We start from the raw sequence: 16672 nt of genomic DNA on the forward strand, positions 1-16672 counted from the left end.
CTCCTTTATGAGCGCAGCCTAGAAGCGTTTTGTGACTTGAATATCAACGGTTTCATGCAGCTCAGAAAATACGATGCTGACTTCCTTTGAGGCTAATTGATGTTTCACTTGATCAATCTTGTTTTGCAGTGAAACCTCTACGTCACCGTAGTCTGTGCCTTCACGCAGCACGAATTCTTTAATGAGGTTTTCCAGTGTTTCTGGCGCAATGTCTTGCCATGGGATGATCATAAATACTTCTCTCTTTTATGTTCATAAATAGGTTTATTGATGTGTTGATTACTGTGTTTAGTGACGTCTACTACTCAGTCCTTAAAAAAGGCTCGGCCATTATGCCGAATCTTGAATACTTTCATAGTAAGCAGGTAATGCTTCTTCTAACCAAAACCTTGGTTTGAGCGTGCTACCGGTAATGAACCCCACATGGCCGCCTTTTTGAAATAGGCGGTAGTCGATGTTGTCAGGCAACACGAACTTTGGAATCACGTCGTCTGTCATAAACGGATCGTCTTTGGCATGGATGATCTGAGTCGGTAGTTTAATCTTATTTAGTTTAGGAAGCGCTGAGCACTGAGCATAGTAGTCCTGAGCATTCTTGAACCCGTGCAGAGGCGCAGTAATCCGTTCATCAAACTCATACAGCTTGTCTATCTTCTTAATGGTTTCGGCGGTGATACCGAGCTTTTCTTGCAGCAGCTTAATCTTTTTCAAGGCATTCGATTTGAGAGAGTTGAGCAGGTACTTTTTATAGAGCTTAGAGAAACCTCGCTCAATACGACTTGAGCAACAAGCCAGATCAAAAGGTGCAGAGACAATCGTCGCCGCCGACAGCAATGGGTCGTCCGCGTACTCAGCCAAATAGTTCGCCAGCATATTACCGCCCAAAGAGATACCAACCGCTACCTTAGGGTTATTGGGAAACTGGGCGTGTAGATGTCTTAGGAAAAAGCGCGCATCTTCGACTTCACCAGAATGATAAGCGCGAGCCAAGCGATTTGGTTTTCCGCTGCAACCTCGAAAGTGCATCATCACTGATAGCCAGCCATCTTTAGCAAAGGCATTCATCAGTCCGTTGGCATAAGGGCTTTCAAAGCTTCCCTCTAAGCCATGGAATAGAACGAATATCGGCTTGTTACTTCGAGCCTCATTACTTGGGGTGTCACCCTCTGGCGATTCGCTCCAAGCAAGATCGAGAAAGTCACCGTCGGGTGTTTCTAAGGTTTGCCATTGAGGGTCAAACAACGCCTGCTTTCTAATAAATCGTGGCACTAAGGTTTGTAAGTGCGGATTCGATAGGCCAGCGGCTGCGGTAAATATTGTCATAAAAACAGTCCATGCTTCTTTTATGGGCTTTGATAAAGTGTTGAGCTTTTAGCGAAACGCCCACGTTTTTATTTGAGCTTGGTTGATTCTCGGTATAAGCGCAAGGGTTTCACTGATACGGGCTACAAAAACAAGGAGTAGGTAACTAGTTGAATATTGTCGAGATTGAGCTTCAAACATATTGCCAGTCATGCGCGCCACTCCCGTGTGAAAACGAAGAGCGATACTACCAAGGTAAGCTTGGGTCTTGATTGAAGATAAGAGAAAGGAAACGCGTTAGGGTTGAGGTGCTGGTTCAGAAAAAGCGTCGTAGAGGTTTTCAGCCCCTAATAAACGACAGTATTGAAAAGCGAGTGGTGATTGCTGGTTAGCCGTAAGCTGAAGAGAATTAATGCAGTCGACGAGATCAGATTGCTGTTGCTTCTCTAACTGCAGTTCAAATTGGAGAGCTTCACGGTAGAGGGAATCGACGACTTGAGGTTTGAGGTGCTTACGCAGCTCTCGATAGCTATGAAGCAGGGTTTCAGAGCGGCTTAAGCACTGTTGTACCTTGTGCCAATCTTCCTCAGCAAAAGACAATTGCTGCTCATCAAGCCATTTGAGAAGCAGCAGTAGATTGACGTTGCCGTGGAACTGGTTTTGCAAAGCTAGGCACGCATCCTTTACACCGCGCACACTGTAATACTGAAGGCTAAATTGCCATAGTCGTTCCAGTGTTAGTGATATTGGGGCGTGCTCTGGGCTCATAAGCTATCCATATCCTGTTCCATCTGCTCAAGCTCTTCTTGAGTGGACATCCAATCCATTTCAACTTCTTCTAGCTGTGACTTACTGCTCGCTTGGAGAGCGAGTACTTTATTCAGTTTAGCCTTATTTTCAGCTTCATACAGTGAAGTGTCGGATAATTCTTGCTCAGCTTCTTCGAGAGATAGCGTTAACTTATCCATCTGCTTTTCAAATTGAGTCAGCTTTTTACGAAGTGGCGCCGTCAGTTTACGGAACTCTGCTTCTTTACGTTTCTGCTCTTTTTTCGCTGCTGCACTGTTGGCGCCGTCTTTTGCTGGTGCCAATGCTTGCGCTTCTTTGCGCTCAACTTTCTGTTGTTCGGTTAGCCACTTGTAGTAATCGCTTAGGTCACCATCAAACGGTGCAACTTGACGGTCGTGCACAAGGTATAAATCATCAGTAGTCGCACGAAGTAGGTAACGGTCGTGCGATACGATAACCATTGCGCCTTCAAATGTCTGTAGGGCGAAGGTCAACGCCTGACGCATGTCGAGATCCAAGTGGTTAGTTGGTTCATCGAGTAGCAACAGGTTTGGTTTTTGCCATACCAGTAGCGCTAATACCAAGCGCGCTTTTTCACCACCCGAGAATGGCGCCACCTTGTCGAGTGCTTTCTCACCTTGGAAGCCAAAGCTACCTAAGTAGTCACGCAGTTGTTGCTCGGTGTGTTTCGGCGCAATTTGCATCATGTGCTGAAGTGGCGTTTCTTCTGGGTGCAGCGTCTCCAATTGATGCTGAGCGAAGTAACCCATCTTAACGCCTTGCGAATAGCTCAGCTCACCGCCTTGCTGTTTCAGTTCACCTGAAAGCAGCTTGATTAGCGTTGATTTACCGGCACCATTTCGACCAAGCAGACCGATACGGCTGCCGGGTACTAGATTTAGGCGAATCTTCTCTAGAATCAGATTGTCATCATAGCCCGCTGATACTTCATCCATCATCATGATTGGATTTGGTAGCGCGTCTGGCTCTCTAAACTCAAAGCTGAATGGGTTATCAAACTGAGCGGGCAGCACTTGTTCCATTTTCTCTAGTGCTTTAATACGGCTTTGCGCTTGGCGAGCCTTTGATGCTTTGTAGCGAAAACGGTCAATGTAGCTCTGCATGTGAGACATTTGTTTCTGCTGCTTTTGGAACATTGCTTGCTGCAGGATTAACTTTTGCGCTCGTTGGGTTTCAAACGATGAGTAGTTACCGGTGTATTCATTGAGCTGCTGGTTTTCAACATGCACAATGCGGTTGACGATAGGGTCTAAGAAGTCTCTATCGTGCGAGATAAGAACGAGTGTGCCTGGGTAGTTTTGTAACCAACGTTCTAGCCACATTACTGCGTCTAAATCTAAGTGGTTGGTAGGCTCATCGAGTAGCAGTAGGTCACTGCGACATAGAAGGGCTTGCGCTAAGTTCAAACGCATACGCCAACCACCCGAGAATTGGGTTAGGTTCCATGTCATTTGTTCTTGGCGAAAGCCTAGGCCATCCAATAACTCGGCAGCACGTGCTTTGATGCTGTAACCACCAATGGTTTCAATCTTGCCGTGGATCTCTGCGACTAATGTACCGTTGTCGGCTTGTTCCGCTTTCTCTAGTTGATCTTCAAGGCCACGGTATTCACGGTCGCCATCAATCACGTATTCAATGGCTGTTCTTTCTAATGCTGGTGTTTCTTGAGCAACCCAAGCCATTTCCCAATGAGCTGGTTTACTGAATGAGCCAGCATCAATAGACAGTTCGTCCTTGATTAGGGCGAACAGCGTAGATTTACCACAGCCGTTTTTACCAACCAAACCGATCTTGTCGCCAGGATGAAAAGTCGCAGATGCTTGGTCGAGGAGTGGCTTACCACCGCGGAGCAATTGAATATCAGAGAAAGTAATCATAATTGAAATAGCATAGAAATTAGAGGTGAACAGACGCCTGCATAGTAGGCTGAAACCAGATAAAAGTCGATCACAATGCAATTTGCGTTATGATGCCAATAACATATTAATAACTTTTGCTTAAATTCTTGTGGCCTTGCCACCGTTTAGCCCTCAAAGGAATGTTTCAAAGGAATGAGTAATACTCCCTCGACAGACAAAGCCGTGCCAAAGGTGTTAATAATCTACGCACACCCAGAGCCACACACCTCTATTGCTAATCAAATGATGGTTAAAAAGGTCGAGTCGCTCGGTCATGTCAAAATTCACGATCTCTACGCCATCTACCCAGACTTCTTTATCGATGTGCCTTATGAGCATGACTTACTCCTAGAGTACGATGTGATTGTGTTCCAGCATCCTCTGTTTATGTATTCCTGTCCTTCGTTATTGAAGGAGTGGTTTGATCGTGTGTTAGGAAAAGGATTTGCATTCGGTGAGCAGAGTGCGCTTAAAGGCAAACACTGGCGCAGCGTTATTACTACCGGTGGTAAAGAAGAGGCGTTTGGCGCCGCAGGCTATAATAAATATCCATTACAAGAGATCTTGCAACCATTCGAGCTAACTGCGGCTTTGTGTCAGATGCACTGGATATCCCCCTTAGTTTTACACTGGGCGAGAAATGTTTCAGATATGACGCTTTACCAACACGCAGAAGCGTATCGAAATTGGCTGCGAGACCCGCTACAAGATATAGGAGCGAATGATGGCTCTGACTAATGATTTTCTACAAAGTAGCGTTATATTTTTAGCGGCTGCTGTGGTTGCGGTTCCTATCGCGCAGCGAGCTGGCTTAGGTTCAGTACTCGGCTATCTATTAGCTGGCGTGGCAATTGGCCCATGGGGACTTGGCTTAATCAGTGATGTAGAGGCTATTCTGCACTTCTCCGAATTCGGGGTGGTATTGCTGCTCTTCCTTATTGGTCTCGAACTTAACCCGAAAAAACTGTGGCAGATGCGAGCCCCCATTCTCGGATTGGGTGGTGCACAAGTGCTGATCACCACTCTGATTATTACCGCCATCGCCTGTCTATTTGGATTAACATGGCAAACCAGCCTCGTGATAGGTATGGGCTTGGCGCTGTCTTCGACAGCCATTGCCTTACGTGTTATTGAAGAGAGGGAACTCGGCGGTAAAGAAGCGGGGCAGTCAGGCTTTGCAGTACTACTTTTCCAAGATATTGCCGTTATTCCAATGCTAGCGATGTTGCCTCTACTTGCGGGTAATACGGGCGGCAGTTGGGCTGACATGCTGTGGATGCTAGGTGGTGTCATTGGCTTGCTTGTCGGTGGTCATTTCTTATTGAGACCACTGTTCCGATACGTAGTCATGAGTGGCGTACGTGAGTTGTTCACGGTCGCGGCGCTGTTATTAGTGATTGGTATTGCCGTCATCATGCAGCAGATTGGTTTGTCGATGGCACTGGGTACTTTCTTAGCGGGCGTACTTCTGGCTGAAAGTGAATATCGACATGAGCTTGAAATCGCCATAGACCCATTCAAAGGGTTACTGCTTGGTCTGTTCTTTATCTCGGTGGGTATGGCGGTAAACCTAGGTTTACTGGCAGAAAGTCCATTCGCAATATTGATCGCGGTGTCGTCTCTGGTCGTATTGAAAGGCTTGGTGTTGTATGCGCTGGCTCGTATCTTCGGTACTCAAACTAAAGCGCGCAGCCGTATGGCGATGATTCTCAGCCAAGGTGGTGAATTCGCTTTCGTTATTTTTACCGCGGCGAGTGCACAAGGCATCCTAAGTGGTGACCAAGTGTCGTTCTTGCTGGTTGTTGTGAGCCTTTCTATGGTGACCACGCCATTGATGCTTAAGCTGCAAGATCGCTTCTTTGCTCGTCAACTCAATCAAATCAGTGAAAGCGCGATGTCTTCGGATGTGGTTGATCGCAGCCCTCGAGTGATTATTGCGGGCTTTGGTCGTTTCGGTCAGATCATTGGGCGTCTAATGTATGCCAACAAGATTCGTATCACCGTTCTTGAAAGTGATGCCAGCCAAATCCATATCCTTAGAAAATTCGGCTACAAGGTATTCTACGGTGACTCAACTCACCTTGAACTATTACGAGCTGCGGGTGCTGATAAGGCCGAAGCCATTGTGTTGTGTACCGACTCTCCGGACGAAATCATGAAAACCGTGGATTTGTGTAAGCAGCATTTCCCGCAGTTGAAGATCTTAGCGCGTGCTCGAAGCCGTGTTGAAGCGTATCAATTACTTAACCATGGTGTGAGCAATTATTCTCGTGAAACTTTCCTTGGGGCTCTAGATTTAGGTCGTCAAACATTGACTGAACTTGGTATGCATCCATATAAAGCGAAGCGAGCAGAAGCACATTTTAGGAAATTGGATAATGGTATGCTCAAAGAGTTGCTTCCTCAGCATAGCGAAGATGCCGAGTTAGCTCAGAGAGCGAAAGAGGCTCGTAAAGAGCTTGAAGAGATCTTTGGACATGAGATGGAAAATGATCACCAATCTAGAAACTATTGGCAATAGCCTGAGCTTAGAGCTTAGAAGTTAGAGCTAATCGCTTGAGCTTAGCTCTATAGTTGTTCTTAAAAACTGTAACTTAAAGACCCAATCTAATAATAAACGCGGTCTCTGCTTAGTCTCGAATAGAGCATGTGGGAAGAACTGCGAATCCAGAGTAGTAAAGGATATGAACGTGAAACAGAAAAAACGCTTTATCGCAGGGGCGAGCTGCCCAAGCTGCAAGACTCAAGACACACTCCGCTGGTGGGTTGAAAATAATATCGAGCTGGTGGAATGCGTCGATTGTGACTTCACTGAGCAGCGTAAACCGAAAACTGTAGAGAAATCTGAACACGCGAATCAAGAAATGATCGGTATTTTTAAGCCAGAATGATTGAGTTTCGTTAATTGATCCCCATAATATCCCGGTACAGAATTTTTCCTAAGCTCAACTGTTCGAGCTTAGTCCAAACCTCCTTGGAGCTCTCATGAAAATTGAAAAGAACGTAGTAGTTAGTGTTGCATATCAAGTGAAACTTGAAGATGGCGTAGTAGTTGACCAATCAACTGCAGAAGCTCCACTAGATTACCTTCACGGTCACAACAACCTAATTACAGGTCTTGAAAAAGAGCTTGAAGGCAAAGTAGCTGGCGACAAGTTCTCAGCAACGGTTACTCCAGAAGACGCTTACGGCGAGCACAACGATGACTTAGTTCAACGTGTTCCTGCAGACGTATTCCAAGGTGTTGAGCAAATCGAAGTTGGCATGCGTTTCCTAGCGGATACTGACCAAGGTCCAATCCCAGTTGAAGTTACTGAAGTAGATGGCGACGAAGTTGTTGTTGATGGTAACCACATGCTAGCTGGCCAAACTCTAACGTTTGACGTTGAAGTTGTAGCCGTTCGTGAAGCGACTGAAGAAGAAGTTCAACACGGTCACGTACACCAAGAAGGCGGCTGTGGTAGCCACGGTCACGACCATGATCATGACCATGAAGGCGGTTGTTGTGGTGGCGAAGGCCATGACCACGCTGAAGAGAAAAAAGACGGCTGCTGCGGCGGCGGTAGCTGTGGTTCTCACTAATACCGAACTAACGGTTTAGTTTAAGAATATTGAAAGCCTCCCTTGTGGAGGTTTTTTTCGTTTAAGGAGTCTCGCTTTTTGAGCTGACTTTTAATCTAGCGAACTCAGTGTCCGCAAATCTAAGTGTCCGCAAATCTAAGCATTCGTAAAAAGTTTGGTTTTCGCTATCAGACATCAAACCATGAATGTGGTATTGATAGCACAACATTTTAAGACGACGTCAGTGGAGAGTTCGCATGTCACAGCCTTTTTCAATTGCCATTCATGGTGGTGCAGGAACTATCTTGCGAGAGCAAATGAGCGATGAATTAAAAACGGGTATTACCGAGGCTTTGGAGAAGTCGGTTTTGGCTGGCTATCAAGTTTTGCAATCGGGTGGCGATGCGTTGGATGCAGTGGTTGCGTCAGTCAAGGTGATGGAAGACAGCCCGCATTTTAATGCCGGTAAAGGCTCGGTTTTAACTCATGACGAATTTGTTGAGATGGATGCTTCTGTGATGCACGGTCGCGAAATGGATGCGGGTGCTATTGCCGGTGTCCGCCATATCAAAAATCCCATTGAGCTGGCGCGTGATGTGATGCTTAAAAGCGATCATGTGCTGCTGATGGGTGAAGGCGCAGAGAAGTTTGCGTTTGAGCATGAGTATACCTTCACCGAGCAAGATTACTTCTTTACTGAGCGTCGTTATGACCAACTTCAGTCGATGAAAGAGAAAGGTATCTTTGCTTTGTCTGAAGCGAAATATGATGAGCAACAAGCTCAAAAATACCCAGACGATAAAAAGTACGGCACGGTTGGCGCAGTAGCATTAGACCAAGCCGGTAACTTAGCTGCAGCAACCAGCACCGGTGGGGTGACCAATAAGAAGTATGGTCGTGTGGGAGATTCTCCAATTATCGGTGCAGGCACTATTGCTGAAAATGGCAACGTGGCCGTATCAACGACAGGAATGGGCGAGTTCTTCCTACGCAAAATGGTTGCCAGTGATGTGGCAGCACGAATGCGTTATCTCAAAGAAGATGTGCACACGGCTTGTGAAACGATCATTCAAGGTGAATTGAAAACCATGGGCGGAGAAGGTGGCTTGATTGCGATTGATGGCCAAGGTGATATCCACTTCGGTATGAACAGTTCAGGAATGTATCGTGCGAGTGTTGATACGAACGGTTGCGTGGAAGTGAAGATTTATGCCGATGACTAAGATTGTATTGGCTTAATTGGCTTCAGCTTATTCACTCAGGTGAAATAAACAAAAGGGCGGCAGATGAGTATCTGTCGCCCTTTTAGTTTGCAGATTTCTAGCGATACACGTCACTAGAATCAATTCGTCATTTGGAACCGCACTTAATAGTGTGGAGGTGGCGTCTCTTCTGATGCGTCAGCAAGGTTTGAGCCATCCATATTTTTCACTTTACCCACCACGAACTTCATTTGATCTTGCATTCTCGTGATCAGCATCTGTTGTTGGCTAAGCGCTTCATTGAGTTCTTCAATGGTTTGTTCTTGGAAAGCCAACTGACATTCTAGGTCATTCACGCGGCTTTCTAGTTGTTCAATTCGCTTTTCTGTCATCGTTCTTAATCCACATTCCAAGCTTGGGCGATGCCCGCAGAGGTGCCCGATATCACACGGTTCTTTTCATCAAAGGCTGCATCATACACTACCGCACGGGGAGGGCGAGCATCTTTTAATGGCTCGGCATCGTGACGAGAAATGCGTTTTCCATCTTGAGTATTCCACACACTCACTTGGCTTGATGGCGTACCTGTCACTAACATACTGCCGTCGTCAGAAAAGCGAGCACTCGAGAATATCAGCTGCCGAGACCAGCTCTGCAATTGCGCTTGAGGTTCACCTGTTTCCAAATTCCAGATCATCGCTTGGTTGCCGCCATCGGAAGTAAAAGCCAATTCTCCATCCCGTTGTAGTGCAACTCGTACTACTCTTTGTTCATGCTCGAAGGTACGTAACACCAAGCCTGATTCGGTATCCCAAAGGTAAGCTTTGTAGTCGTTGCCGCCTGATAATGCGTAGCGGCCATTAGAAGAGAGGGAGACTGAATTAACTTTTTCTCGGTGAGCAAGGAACTCAAGACGGCGTCCGGTGACTAAGTCCACATAGATAGCTTTGCCATTAGACAGGCCAAGTAAGACTTTTTCACCATTGCTGGATATGTCGACATCGCGAATTAAGCCATCGGAAATAGACCAAAGCCCTTCAGCTTGAGTCCAAGATAAGTCCCAAACGGCGAAATTCATCTGGCTGGCGGTAATCGCAAAGCGGCCGTTGTCCGAGATGCGGATACGCGATACTTGGTTTTCTGATTGATCTTGTGGGCCGAGTTGAGCGAGTTCTTTATCTTGGACGAGGTCCCAGAGTAACAGTTGTTTTTGCTGAGAGTAGAGCAGGGCGAAGCGTCCATCTCTGCTTAGGGCAAAGCTGGTGGCACCATTGGGTTCAATTTCCCAACGTTGCTCATCATCTTGAAAGAAAAAGCAACCATTTAACAAGGTGATGACAATCGTACATAGCAATGAGTGGAAAAATATTCGCATCACATCTAATAATCCGGTTAGTGTCGAAAGACATATGACTAGTATATTGTTATAACTAACGTATTCACACCAATCTAATCATTAGATTTGTGCACAATAACCAATGGCTTGGCCATTAATTGGAGAATTCAATGAAATCAGTTTTAAAAGTATCACTGCTTGCCGCAACGGTTATGCTAGCAGTTGGTTGTCAGAAAGAAGAGCCAAAGGCAGAAGCTCCACAGGTAGAAGAAGCTAAAGTTGCAGCAGTAAACTTTAAAACAGAAGATGACAAAGCGGCATACGCAATCGGTGTATCTTTCGCGAACTACCTAAGCACAAGCATTGATAAGCCAAGCGAGCTAGGCATTAACCTAGACAAAGATATGGTTCTTCAAGGTATCGAAGACGTATTCGCAGAGAAAACAGCACTTAACGAAGAAGAAACTCGCGCAGCTCTTGAAGCTCTAGACAAGCGTGTTGCTGAAACAATGCAAGCACAAGCGGCAGAAAAATCTGCAGAAGTGAAGAAAGCCGGTGATGATTTCCGTGCTGAGTTCGCTAAAACTGAAGGCGTTAAGCAAACTGAATCTGGTCTACTTTACCAAGTAATGACGGCTGGTGAAGGTGCTTCTCCAAAAGACACTGATACCGTTCAAGTACACTACAAAGGTACGCTAACAGACGGTACTCAGTTCGACAGCTCTTACGATCGTGGCGAACCAGCAACATTCCCACTAAACCGCGTAATCCCAGGCTGGACTGAAGGCGTACAACTGATGCAAGTTGGTTCTAAGTACAAGTTCGTTATCCCGCCAGAGCTAGCATACGGTGAGCAAGACACACCGACTATCCCAGCTAACTCAACGCTAGTATTCGAAGTTGAATTACTTAAAATTGATAACGCTGAAGCGGCTCCTGCTCAGTAATATCAGCTAAAAGTTTTATTCTAAAATACGTTGATTGAATAAAAAGCCTAACTTTGAGTTAGGCTTTTTTTATGATTTGAAGGTGAGTATTTGATTTTTAAACTTGTTCTAAATCACTAGTTGCAATGTTAGCTAGGTGTGCAATTAAAATTTTCTGATAAACTTACATAAATTTGTTGATTTTTCACACGAAGGTAAGGAATAAGTGACTACTACAGAAACAGTCAATGCAGATGTGTTACTTGAAATGGAATCAGTCCACGTTATGCCATTCAGTGAACACGATAAAATCATTCTAAGATCTTATGAGGCCGTTGTTGACGGTATTGCGAGTCTTATCGGTCCGTTTTGTGAAATCGTTTTACACTCTTTAGAAGACCTCAATACTTCTGCGATTAAAATTGCCAACGGCGAAAATACAGGTCGTCAGGTTGGTTCGCCGATCACTGATCTCGCATTGAAGATGCTGAAAGATATCGAAGGTTCTAAGCGTAACTTCTCACGTTCATACTTTACTCGCGCTAAAGGCGGAGTATTGATGAAGTCGATCACGGTTGCTATCCGCAATGGTGAAGACCGAGTGATTGGTTTGTTGTGTATTAACGTAAACTTAGATGCGCCATTCTCACAAGTACTGCAATCTTTCATGCCTACGCAAGATGCGGACGAAGCAGCATCATCAGTAAACTTTGCGAGTGATGTGGAAGAGCTTGTCGACCAGACGGTTGAACGCACCATTGAAGAAATCAATGCCGACAAATCAGTATCGAACAATACTAAGAACCGTCAAATCGTGATGGAGCTTTACGACAAAGGTATTTTCGATATTAAAGACGCGATTAACCGTGTTGCTGAGCGATTGAACATCTCTAAGCACACCGTATACCTATACATCCGACAACGTAAAACAGAGGATGAAGAGGGTTGTTAAGCTATACACTTTTAGTGAATGGACCGGTCTACGGTTCACAGTCGGCAAGAAGTGCTTACCAGTTTGCAGTGGCTCTTATTAATCAGGGCCACAAACTTCACAGTGTATTCTTCTATCAAGATGGCGTCAGTAATGGCTCTGACCTTACCGTACCTGCTAATGATGAATTCGACCTGGCTTCCGCTTGGCAAAAACTGGCGCATGAGCACAATGTTAGCCTTGAAACGTGTGTTGCTGCTGCGCTTAGACGCGGAGTGATCAGCACGGATGAAGCAACGCAACATCAATTGAGTGCATCTAACTTGGCGGCTGGGTTTACCCAAGCTGGGTTAGGGAGCTTATCTGAAGCACTTTTGACGCAAGATAGGGTTGTACAGTTTTGAGTAAATTGGCTTTTGTATTTAACACTTTTCCTCATACGACGGCAGCGGGCAGAGAAGGGCTAGACGCACTGCTAGCGGCTTCAGCCTATAGTGAAGACATTACCGTGTTCTTTGTCGGTAATGGCGTTACACAGCTTCTCAAGGCTCAACAGCCTGATGAATCCCTATCACGTGACTATATTTCTGCATTCAAGCTTATGGACCTCTATGACATCGAGCAAGTTTACGTGTGTCAACATAGCCTCAATCAGTTTGGTCTCTCGACCGATAACTTACTGATCGATGTGACTGCGCTAGAAGTGAATGAGTTGACGCAGAAGTTAGCTCAGAGCCAAAAAATACTGACTTTCTAGGGAACGTTATGCTTCATATTGTAAAATCAGTAGACAAACTCAAGCTTGCATTGGCGTACTCGCAACAAAAGGATCACATCCTTTTGGTTGAAGATGCGGTGTATGTTTGCCTTCCAAATCATGAGTTATTCAATCAAATCTCAACCGTTGAACATGTGTCGGTATTAAAAACAGATCTCGATAGCCGAGGTTTACAACAACTTGCTTCAAGCACTCTGGATCAAGTGGACTTCGACGGATTCGTCAAACTAACGGTTTTGAACGACAAATCAGTAACTTGGTAGCTGTGTTTTATCAGTATGGTTAAAAAAAGACCATCCTGAGCTCTAGACGGCTAAAAAAGATCTGTATATTTCTTGACACACATCCCACTGCTGAATAGAATTTTGCGTCCCTATTTACACTATGTGTAATAGGGCTAGATTTTTCATCAAGCTTACTTTCAAGTAAATCAGGAGCTAGTTAATGGCAACTATTAACCAGTTGGTACGTACTCCTCGTGTAAAGCAGGTTGTTAAAAGCAACGTGCCTGCACTAGAAGCGTGCCCACAAAAACGTGGTGTATGTACTCGCGTATATACTACTACTCCAAAAAAACCGAACTCAGCACTACGTAAAGTATGTCGTGTTCGTCTAACTAACGGCTTTGAAGTTACTTCATACATCGGCGGCGAAGGTCATAACCTTCAAGAACACAGTGTTGTTCTTATCCGTGGTGGTCGTGTTAAAGATTTACCAGGTGTGCGTTACCACACTGTTCGCGGTGCACTTGACTGTGCAGGCGTTAACGACCGTAAGAAAGGTCGTTCTAAGTATGGTGTGAAACGTCCTAAGTCTTAATGCGTCTTTTTTAAAAAGAAAGCGTTAAGTAAGGCCAAACACTATTTATTTATTATTCTGAAAAGTTTTGGAAAAAACCTGAAGAAGACAACGGAGAAATTCCATGCCACGTCGTCGCGTAATAGGCCAGCGTAAGATCCTTCCAGATCCTAAGTTCAAATCTGAATTGCTGGCAAAATTCGTTAACATCCTTATGGTTGACGGAAAAAAATCTACTGCAGAGAAGATTGTTTACACTGCACTAGAAACTATGGCTGAGAAATCTGGTAAAGATCACTTAGCTGTATTTGAAGAAGCTCTTGAAAATGTTCGCCCAGCGGTAGAAGTTAAATCTCGCCGTGTGGGTGGTTCAACTTACCAAGTACCTGTAGAAGTTCGTCCGGTTCGCCGTAACGCTCTTGCTATGCGTTGGGTAGTTGAAGCTGCGCGTAAGCGTGGTGAAAAATCTATGGCTCAACGCCTAGCTGCTGAAATGCTAGACGCGTCTGAGAACAAAGGTACTGCGGTTAAGAAACGTGAAGACGTTCACCGCATGGCTGACGCAAACAAAGCGTTCGCACATTACCGCTGGTAATACCTTTTTAGTGCTGCAAGGTTCCTTGCAGCACTTCTTTAGTTCCTATGCTTATGCTAGGAACTATTGCTATTTCTAGGGCAAGCACTTTTTAGCGAAGCATCGCTTTTAACGCATAATCTAGACATAGCAATAGTCCCTAAGTCTCTAATAAGAGGATTCAACCGTGGCTCGTAAAACTCCTATAGAGCAATACCGTAATATCGGTATCGTTGCTCACGTAGATGCAGGTAAAACAACCACAAGTGAACGTATTCTGTTCTATACCGGTCTTTCTCACAAAATCGGCGAAGTTCACGATGGTGCAGCAACCATGGATTGGATGGAGCAAGAGCAAGAGCGCGGTATTACGATCACTTCAGCAGCAACCACTACGTTTTGGCGTGGTATGGAAGCTCAGTTCTCGGACCACCGTATCAACATCATCGACACTCCTGGACACGTTGACTTCACAATCGAAGTAGAACGTTCTCTGCGTGTACTTGATGGTGCAGTTGTTGTTTTCTGTGGCTCGTCTGGTGTTGAACCTCAGTCAGAGACAGTATGGCGTCAAGCTGATAAGTACCAAGTTCCACGTATGGTTTTCGTTAACAAAATGGACCGTACAGGCGCAGATTTCTTGCGCGTAGTTGAACAGATCAAGGACCGCCTAGGCGCAACCCCTGTTCCAATTCAACTGAACATTGGTGCTGAAGAAAACTTCCAAGGTGTTGTCGATCTTCTCAAGATGAAGGCAATCAACTGGAACGAAGCTGACCAAGGCATGACTTTCACGTACGAAGATATTCCTGCAGACATGCAAGAAATGGCTGAAGAATATCGTACTGAACTTGTTGAAGCTGCTGCAGAAGCAAATGAAGAGCTGATGGATAAGTACCTTGAAGAAGGTGAATTAACAGAAGCTGAAATCAAGCAAGGTCTTCGTATTCGTACCCTTAATAATGAAATCGTACTTGCCACTTGTGGTAGTGCATTCAAAAACAAAGGTGTACAAGCTGTTCTAGATGCAGTGGTTGACTTCCTTCCTTCTCCAGTCGATGTACCGGCAATTAAAGGTATTGATGACGACGAGAATGAAATTGAGCGTCACGCGGACGACAAAGAACCGTTCTCAGCGCTAGCATTTAAAATTGCAACAGACCCATTTGTTGGTACTTTAACTTTCATCCGTGTTTACTCTGGAGTTGTTGAAAGCGGTAAAACAGCTTACAACTCTGTGAAGAAACAACGTGAACGTTTAGGGCGCATTGTTCAAATGCACTCAAACAAACGTGAAGAAGTAAAAGAAGTACGAGCAGGTGACATCGCAGCCATTATCGGCCTTAAAGATGTTACTACTGGTGAAACTCTATGTGATCAGAACCATAAAATCGTTCTTGAGCGTATGGAATTCCCAGATCCAGTTATTCAGATCGTTGTAGAGCCTCGCTCTCAAGCTGATCAAGATAAAATGACTATCGCTTTAGGTAAACTAGCAGCAGAAGACCCATCATTCCGCGTTGATATGGATGCGGAAACTGGCCAGACACTGATTTCTGGTATGGGCGAACTACACTTAGATATCATCGTTGACCGTATGAAGCGTGAATTTAACGTCAACTGCAACGTTGGTAACCCGCAAGTAGCTTATCGTGAAACGATTCGCGGTACTGCGAAAGCGGAAGGCAAATTTATCCGTGAGCATGGTGGTAAAGGTCAGTACGGTCACGTGTGGCTAAAACTTGAACCATCAGAAGCTGGCGAAGGCTTTGTCTTCGTTGATGAAATTGCCAACGGTATCGTACCTAAAGAGTTTATCGCTTCGGTCGCTAAAGGCGTTGAAGAGCAGATGAACAATGGTGTACTTGCTGGCTATCCAGTTTTGGATATCAAAGCTACACTATATGATGGTTCTTACCATGAAGTAGATTCAAGTGAGATGGCGTTTACAATCGCTGCCTCTATGGCTTTCAGATCGGGTGCACTTGAAGCGCAACCGGTTCTGCTTGAGCCTATGATGAAAGTTGAAGTAACTACTCCAGAAGACTGGATGGGTGACGTTGTTGGCGATATTAACCGTCGTCGCGGCATCATCGAAGGTATGGACGAGGGGACAGCTGGCCTGAAGATAATTCGTGCACAAGTTCCGTTGTCTGTCATGTTCGGTTACGCAACTGATTTACGTTCTGCGACACAAGGCCGTGCTTCTTACTCTATGGAGTTTAGTGAGTACGCTGAAGTGCCTAACAATGTTGCAAAAGCAATCATTGCAGAGCGTGGTTAAACAAAAGGGACGCATTTTTTTCATTTTTTGAAAGATCAATGCGTCCAAATATTGCGCTAACGAGAGTTGGCGCATAAAATAGCAATTTCTGGCGCGTCTCGCTCAATAATGAACGTGGCGAATCATAACTAGGAAGGAACACGATTGTGTCTAAAGAAAAATTTGAACGTACGAAACCGCACGTAAACGTTGGTACTATCGGCCACGTTGACCACGGTAAAACAACTCTAACTGCTGCTATCTGTACTACACTTGCAAAAGTGTACGGCGGT

At 45.2% G+C, this 16672-nt stretch carries 20 protein-coding genes; 14 read left to right on the plus strand and 6 right to left on the minus strand.

The window, feature by feature from the left end; genetic code table 11:
- Positions 1 to 18: 18 nt before the first annotated feature.
- The 4 genes from H5300_RS11210 to H5300_RS11225 all read right to left on the minus strand — a co-directional run bounded on the left by H5300_RS11210 (position 19) and on the right by H5300_RS11225 (position 3989).
- On the minus strand, positions 19 to 231 hold the full coding sequence (locus H5300_RS11210; RefSeq protein ID WP_004729649.1) for a YheU family protein: 213 nt from the start codon (positions 229 to 231) through the stop codon (positions 19 to 21).
- A 99-nt stretch (positions 232 to 330) separates the two neighbouring features.
- The gene (locus H5300_RS11215) at positions 331 to 1323 is read right to left on the minus strand and encodes a hydrolase (protein ID WP_017095847.1); all 993 of its coding nucleotides are present in this window, start codon (positions 1321 to 1323) and stop codon (positions 331 to 333) included.
- Between the two features lie 276 nt (positions 1324 to 1599).
- The gene (locus tag H5300_RS11220; RefSeq protein WP_108108937.1) at positions 1600 to 2070 is read right to left on the minus strand and encodes a TIGR02444 family protein; all 471 of its coding nucleotides are present in this window, start codon (positions 2068 to 2070) and stop codon (positions 1600 to 1602) included.
- Positions 2067 to 3989 carry an ABC transporter ATP-binding protein gene (locus tag H5300_RS11225; protein WP_004729646.1) on the minus strand — a complete coding sequence of 641 codons (1923 nt, stop codon included), beginning with the start codon at positions 3987 to 3989 and terminating at the stop codon, positions 2067 to 2069. The genes H5300_RS11220 and H5300_RS11225 overlap by 4 nt, the downstream gene beginning before the upstream one ends.
- A gap of 174 nt (positions 3990 to 4163) precedes the next feature.
- Here H5300_RS11225 and kefG point away from each other — a divergent pair, with 174 nt between their 5' ends.
- From kefG to H5300_RS11250, 5 genes are all read left to right on the plus strand, one after another.
- Positions 4164 to 4748, plus strand: a complete 585-nt coding sequence (kefG, locus tag H5300_RS11230) for a glutathione-regulated potassium-efflux system ancillary protein KefG (RefSeq protein ID WP_004729645.1) — start codon at positions 4164 to 4166, stop codon at positions 4746 to 4748.
- Positions 4735 to 6531 (plus strand): glutathione-regulated potassium-efflux system protein KefB, encoded by a 1797-nt coding sequence (gene kefB, locus H5300_RS11235; RefSeq protein ID WP_029224575.1) that lies wholly within the window; start codon positions 4735 to 4737, stop codon positions 6529 to 6531. Before kefG ends, kefB begins: the two co-directional genes overlap by 14 nt.
- Before the next feature lie 169 nt (positions 6532 to 6700).
- A complete protein-coding gene (locus H5300_RS11240) occupies positions 6701 to 6901 on the plus strand; it encodes a YheV family putative zinc ribbon protein (protein WP_086048637.1) in 201 nt (66 codons plus the stop codon).
- 94 nt (positions 6902 to 6995) lie between these two features.
- Positions 6996 to 7592: a peptidylprolyl isomerase gene (slyD, locus tag H5300_RS11245; protein WP_017083786.1), complete on the plus strand. Its 597-nt coding sequence runs from the start codon at positions 6996 to 6998 to the stop codon at positions 7590 to 7592.
- 236 nt (positions 7593 to 7828) lie between these two features.
- Positions 7829 to 8794: an isoaspartyl peptidase/L-asparaginase family protein gene (locus H5300_RS11250; RefSeq protein ID WP_102445213.1), complete on the plus strand. Its 966-nt coding sequence runs from the start codon at positions 7829 to 7831 to the stop codon at positions 8792 to 8794.
- A gap of 143 nt (positions 8795 to 8937) precedes the next feature.
- On the opposite strand, the gene H5300_RS11255 is transcribed toward H5300_RS11250, so the two are convergent.
- Together H5300_RS11255 and H5300_RS11260 are read right to left on the minus strand one after the other, a co-directional pair.
- Complete coding sequence (locus H5300_RS11255) at positions 8938 to 9165, minus strand: SlyX family protein (protein WP_004729640.1); 228 nt, start codon at positions 9163 to 9165, stop codon at positions 8938 to 8940.
- 5 nt (positions 9166 to 9170) lie between these two features.
- Positions 9171 to 10148, minus strand: coding sequence for a WD40 repeat domain-containing protein (locus H5300_RS11260; protein WP_026012360.1), 978 nt, complete (start codon positions 10146 to 10148; stop codon positions 9171 to 9173).
- 131 nt (positions 10149 to 10279) lie between these two features.
- On the opposite strand from H5300_RS11260, the gene fkpA reads away from it, so the two are divergent.
- The 9 genes from fkpA to H5300_RS11305 form a co-directional block, all read left to right on the plus strand.
- Positions 10280 to 11056, plus strand: coding sequence for an FKBP-type peptidyl-prolyl cis-trans isomerase (fkpA, locus tag H5300_RS11265; protein WP_004729852.1), 777 nt, complete (start codon positions 10280 to 10282; stop codon positions 11054 to 11056).
- A 205-nt stretch (positions 11057 to 11261) separates the two neighbouring features.
- The gene (locus H5300_RS11270) at positions 11262 to 11987 is read left to right on the plus strand and encodes a transcriptional regulator (RefSeq protein ID WP_004729851.1); all 726 of its coding nucleotides are present in this window, start codon (positions 11262 to 11264) and stop codon (positions 11985 to 11987) included.
- Positions 11981 to 12370, plus strand: coding sequence for a sulfurtransferase complex subunit TusD (tusD, locus tag H5300_RS11275; protein WP_182795993.1), 390 nt, complete (start codon positions 11981 to 11983; stop codon positions 12368 to 12370). Before H5300_RS11270 ends, tusD begins: the two co-directional genes overlap by 7 nt.
- Positions 12367 to 12723, plus strand: coding sequence for a sulfurtransferase complex subunit TusC (tusC, locus tag H5300_RS11280; protein ID WP_017085994.1), 357 nt, complete (start codon positions 12367 to 12369; stop codon positions 12721 to 12723). Before tusD ends, tusC begins: the two co-directional genes overlap by 4 nt.
- A gap of 8 nt (positions 12724 to 12731) precedes the next feature.
- A complete protein-coding gene (gene tusB / locus H5300_RS11285) occupies positions 12732 to 13007 on the plus strand; it encodes a sulfurtransferase complex subunit TusB (RefSeq protein ID WP_017083779.1) in 276 nt (91 codons plus the stop codon).
- A 181-nt stretch (positions 13008 to 13188) separates the two neighbouring features.
- Complete coding sequence (gene rpsL, locus H5300_RS11290; protein WP_012604917.1) at positions 13189 to 13563, plus strand: 30S ribosomal protein S12; 375 nt, start codon at positions 13189 to 13191, stop codon at positions 13561 to 13563.
- A gap of 103 nt (positions 13564 to 13666) precedes the next feature.
- A complete protein-coding gene (rpsG, locus tag H5300_RS11295; RefSeq protein ID WP_017073678.1) occupies positions 13667 to 14137 on the plus strand; it encodes a 30S ribosomal protein S7 in 471 nt (156 codons plus the stop codon).
- 166 nt (positions 14138 to 14303) lie between these two features.
- Positions 14304 to 16400: an elongation factor G gene (fusA, locus tag H5300_RS11300; RefSeq protein WP_017083778.1), complete on the plus strand. Its 2097-nt coding sequence runs from the start codon at positions 14304 to 14306 to the stop codon at positions 16398 to 16400.
- A gap of 146 nt (positions 16401 to 16546) precedes the next feature.
- The coding region (locus H5300_RS11305; RefSeq protein WP_228842096.1) for a GTP-binding protein at positions 16547 to 16672 on the plus strand (126 nt) is incomplete at its 3' end.

It is taken from the genome of Vibrio sp. SG41-7, assembly GCF_014164465.1.
Taxonomy (GTDB): Bacteria; Pseudomonadota; Gammaproteobacteria; order Enterobacterales; family Vibrionaceae; genus Vibrio; species Vibrio splendidus.

Excerpts from the sequence above, each read along its gene's own strand:
- H5300_RS11210 (WP_004729649.1), bottom strand. The coding sequence starts at position 231 with ATGATCATCCCATGGCAAGACATTGCGCCAGAAACACTGGAAAACCTC.
- H5300_RS11215 (WP_017095847.1), bottom strand. The coding sequence starts at position 1,323 with ATGACAATATTTACCGCAGCCGCTGGCCTATCGAATCCGCACTTACAA.
- H5300_RS11220 (WP_108108937.1), bottom strand. The coding sequence starts at position 2,070 with ATGAGCCCAGAGCACGCCCCAATATCACTAACACTGGAACGACTATGG.
- H5300_RS11225 (WP_004729646.1), bottom strand. The coding sequence starts at position 3,989 with ATGATTACTTTCTCTGATATTCAATTGCTCCGCGGTGGTAAGCCACTC.
- kefG (WP_004729645.1), top strand. The coding sequence starts at position 4,164 with ATGAGTAATACTCCCTCGACAGACAAAGCCGTGCCAAAGGTGTTAATA.
- kefB (WP_029224575.1), top strand. The coding sequence starts at position 4,735 with ATGGCTCTGACTAATGATTTTCTACAAAGTAGCGTTATATTTTTAGCG.
- slyD (WP_017083786.1), top strand. The coding sequence starts at position 6,996 with ATGAAAATTGAAAAGAACGTAGTAGTTAGTGTTGCATATCAAGTGAAA.
- H5300_RS11250 (WP_102445213.1), top strand. The coding sequence starts at position 7,829 with ATGTCACAGCCTTTTTCAATTGCCATTCATGGTGGTGCAGGAACTATC.
- H5300_RS11255 (WP_004729640.1), bottom strand. The coding sequence starts at position 9,165 with ATGACAGAAAAGCGAATTGAACAACTAGAAAGCCGCGTGAATGACCTA.
- H5300_RS11260 (WP_026012360.1), bottom strand. The coding sequence starts at position 10,148 with ATGCGAATATTTTTCCACTCATTGCTATGTACGATTGTCATCACCTTG.
- fkpA (WP_004729852.1), top strand. The coding sequence starts at position 10,280 with ATGAAATCAGTTTTAAAAGTATCACTGCTTGCCGCAACGGTTATGCTA.
- tusB (WP_017083779.1), top strand. The coding sequence starts at position 12,732 with ATGCTTCATATTGTAAAATCAGTAGACAAACTCAAGCTTGCATTGGCG.
- rpsL (WP_012604917.1), top strand. The coding sequence starts at position 13,189 with ATGGCAACTATTAACCAGTTGGTACGTACTCCTCGTGTAAAGCAGGTT.
- rpsG (WP_017073678.1), top strand. The coding sequence starts at position 13,667 with ATGCCACGTCGTCGCGTAATAGGCCAGCGTAAGATCCTTCCAGATCCT.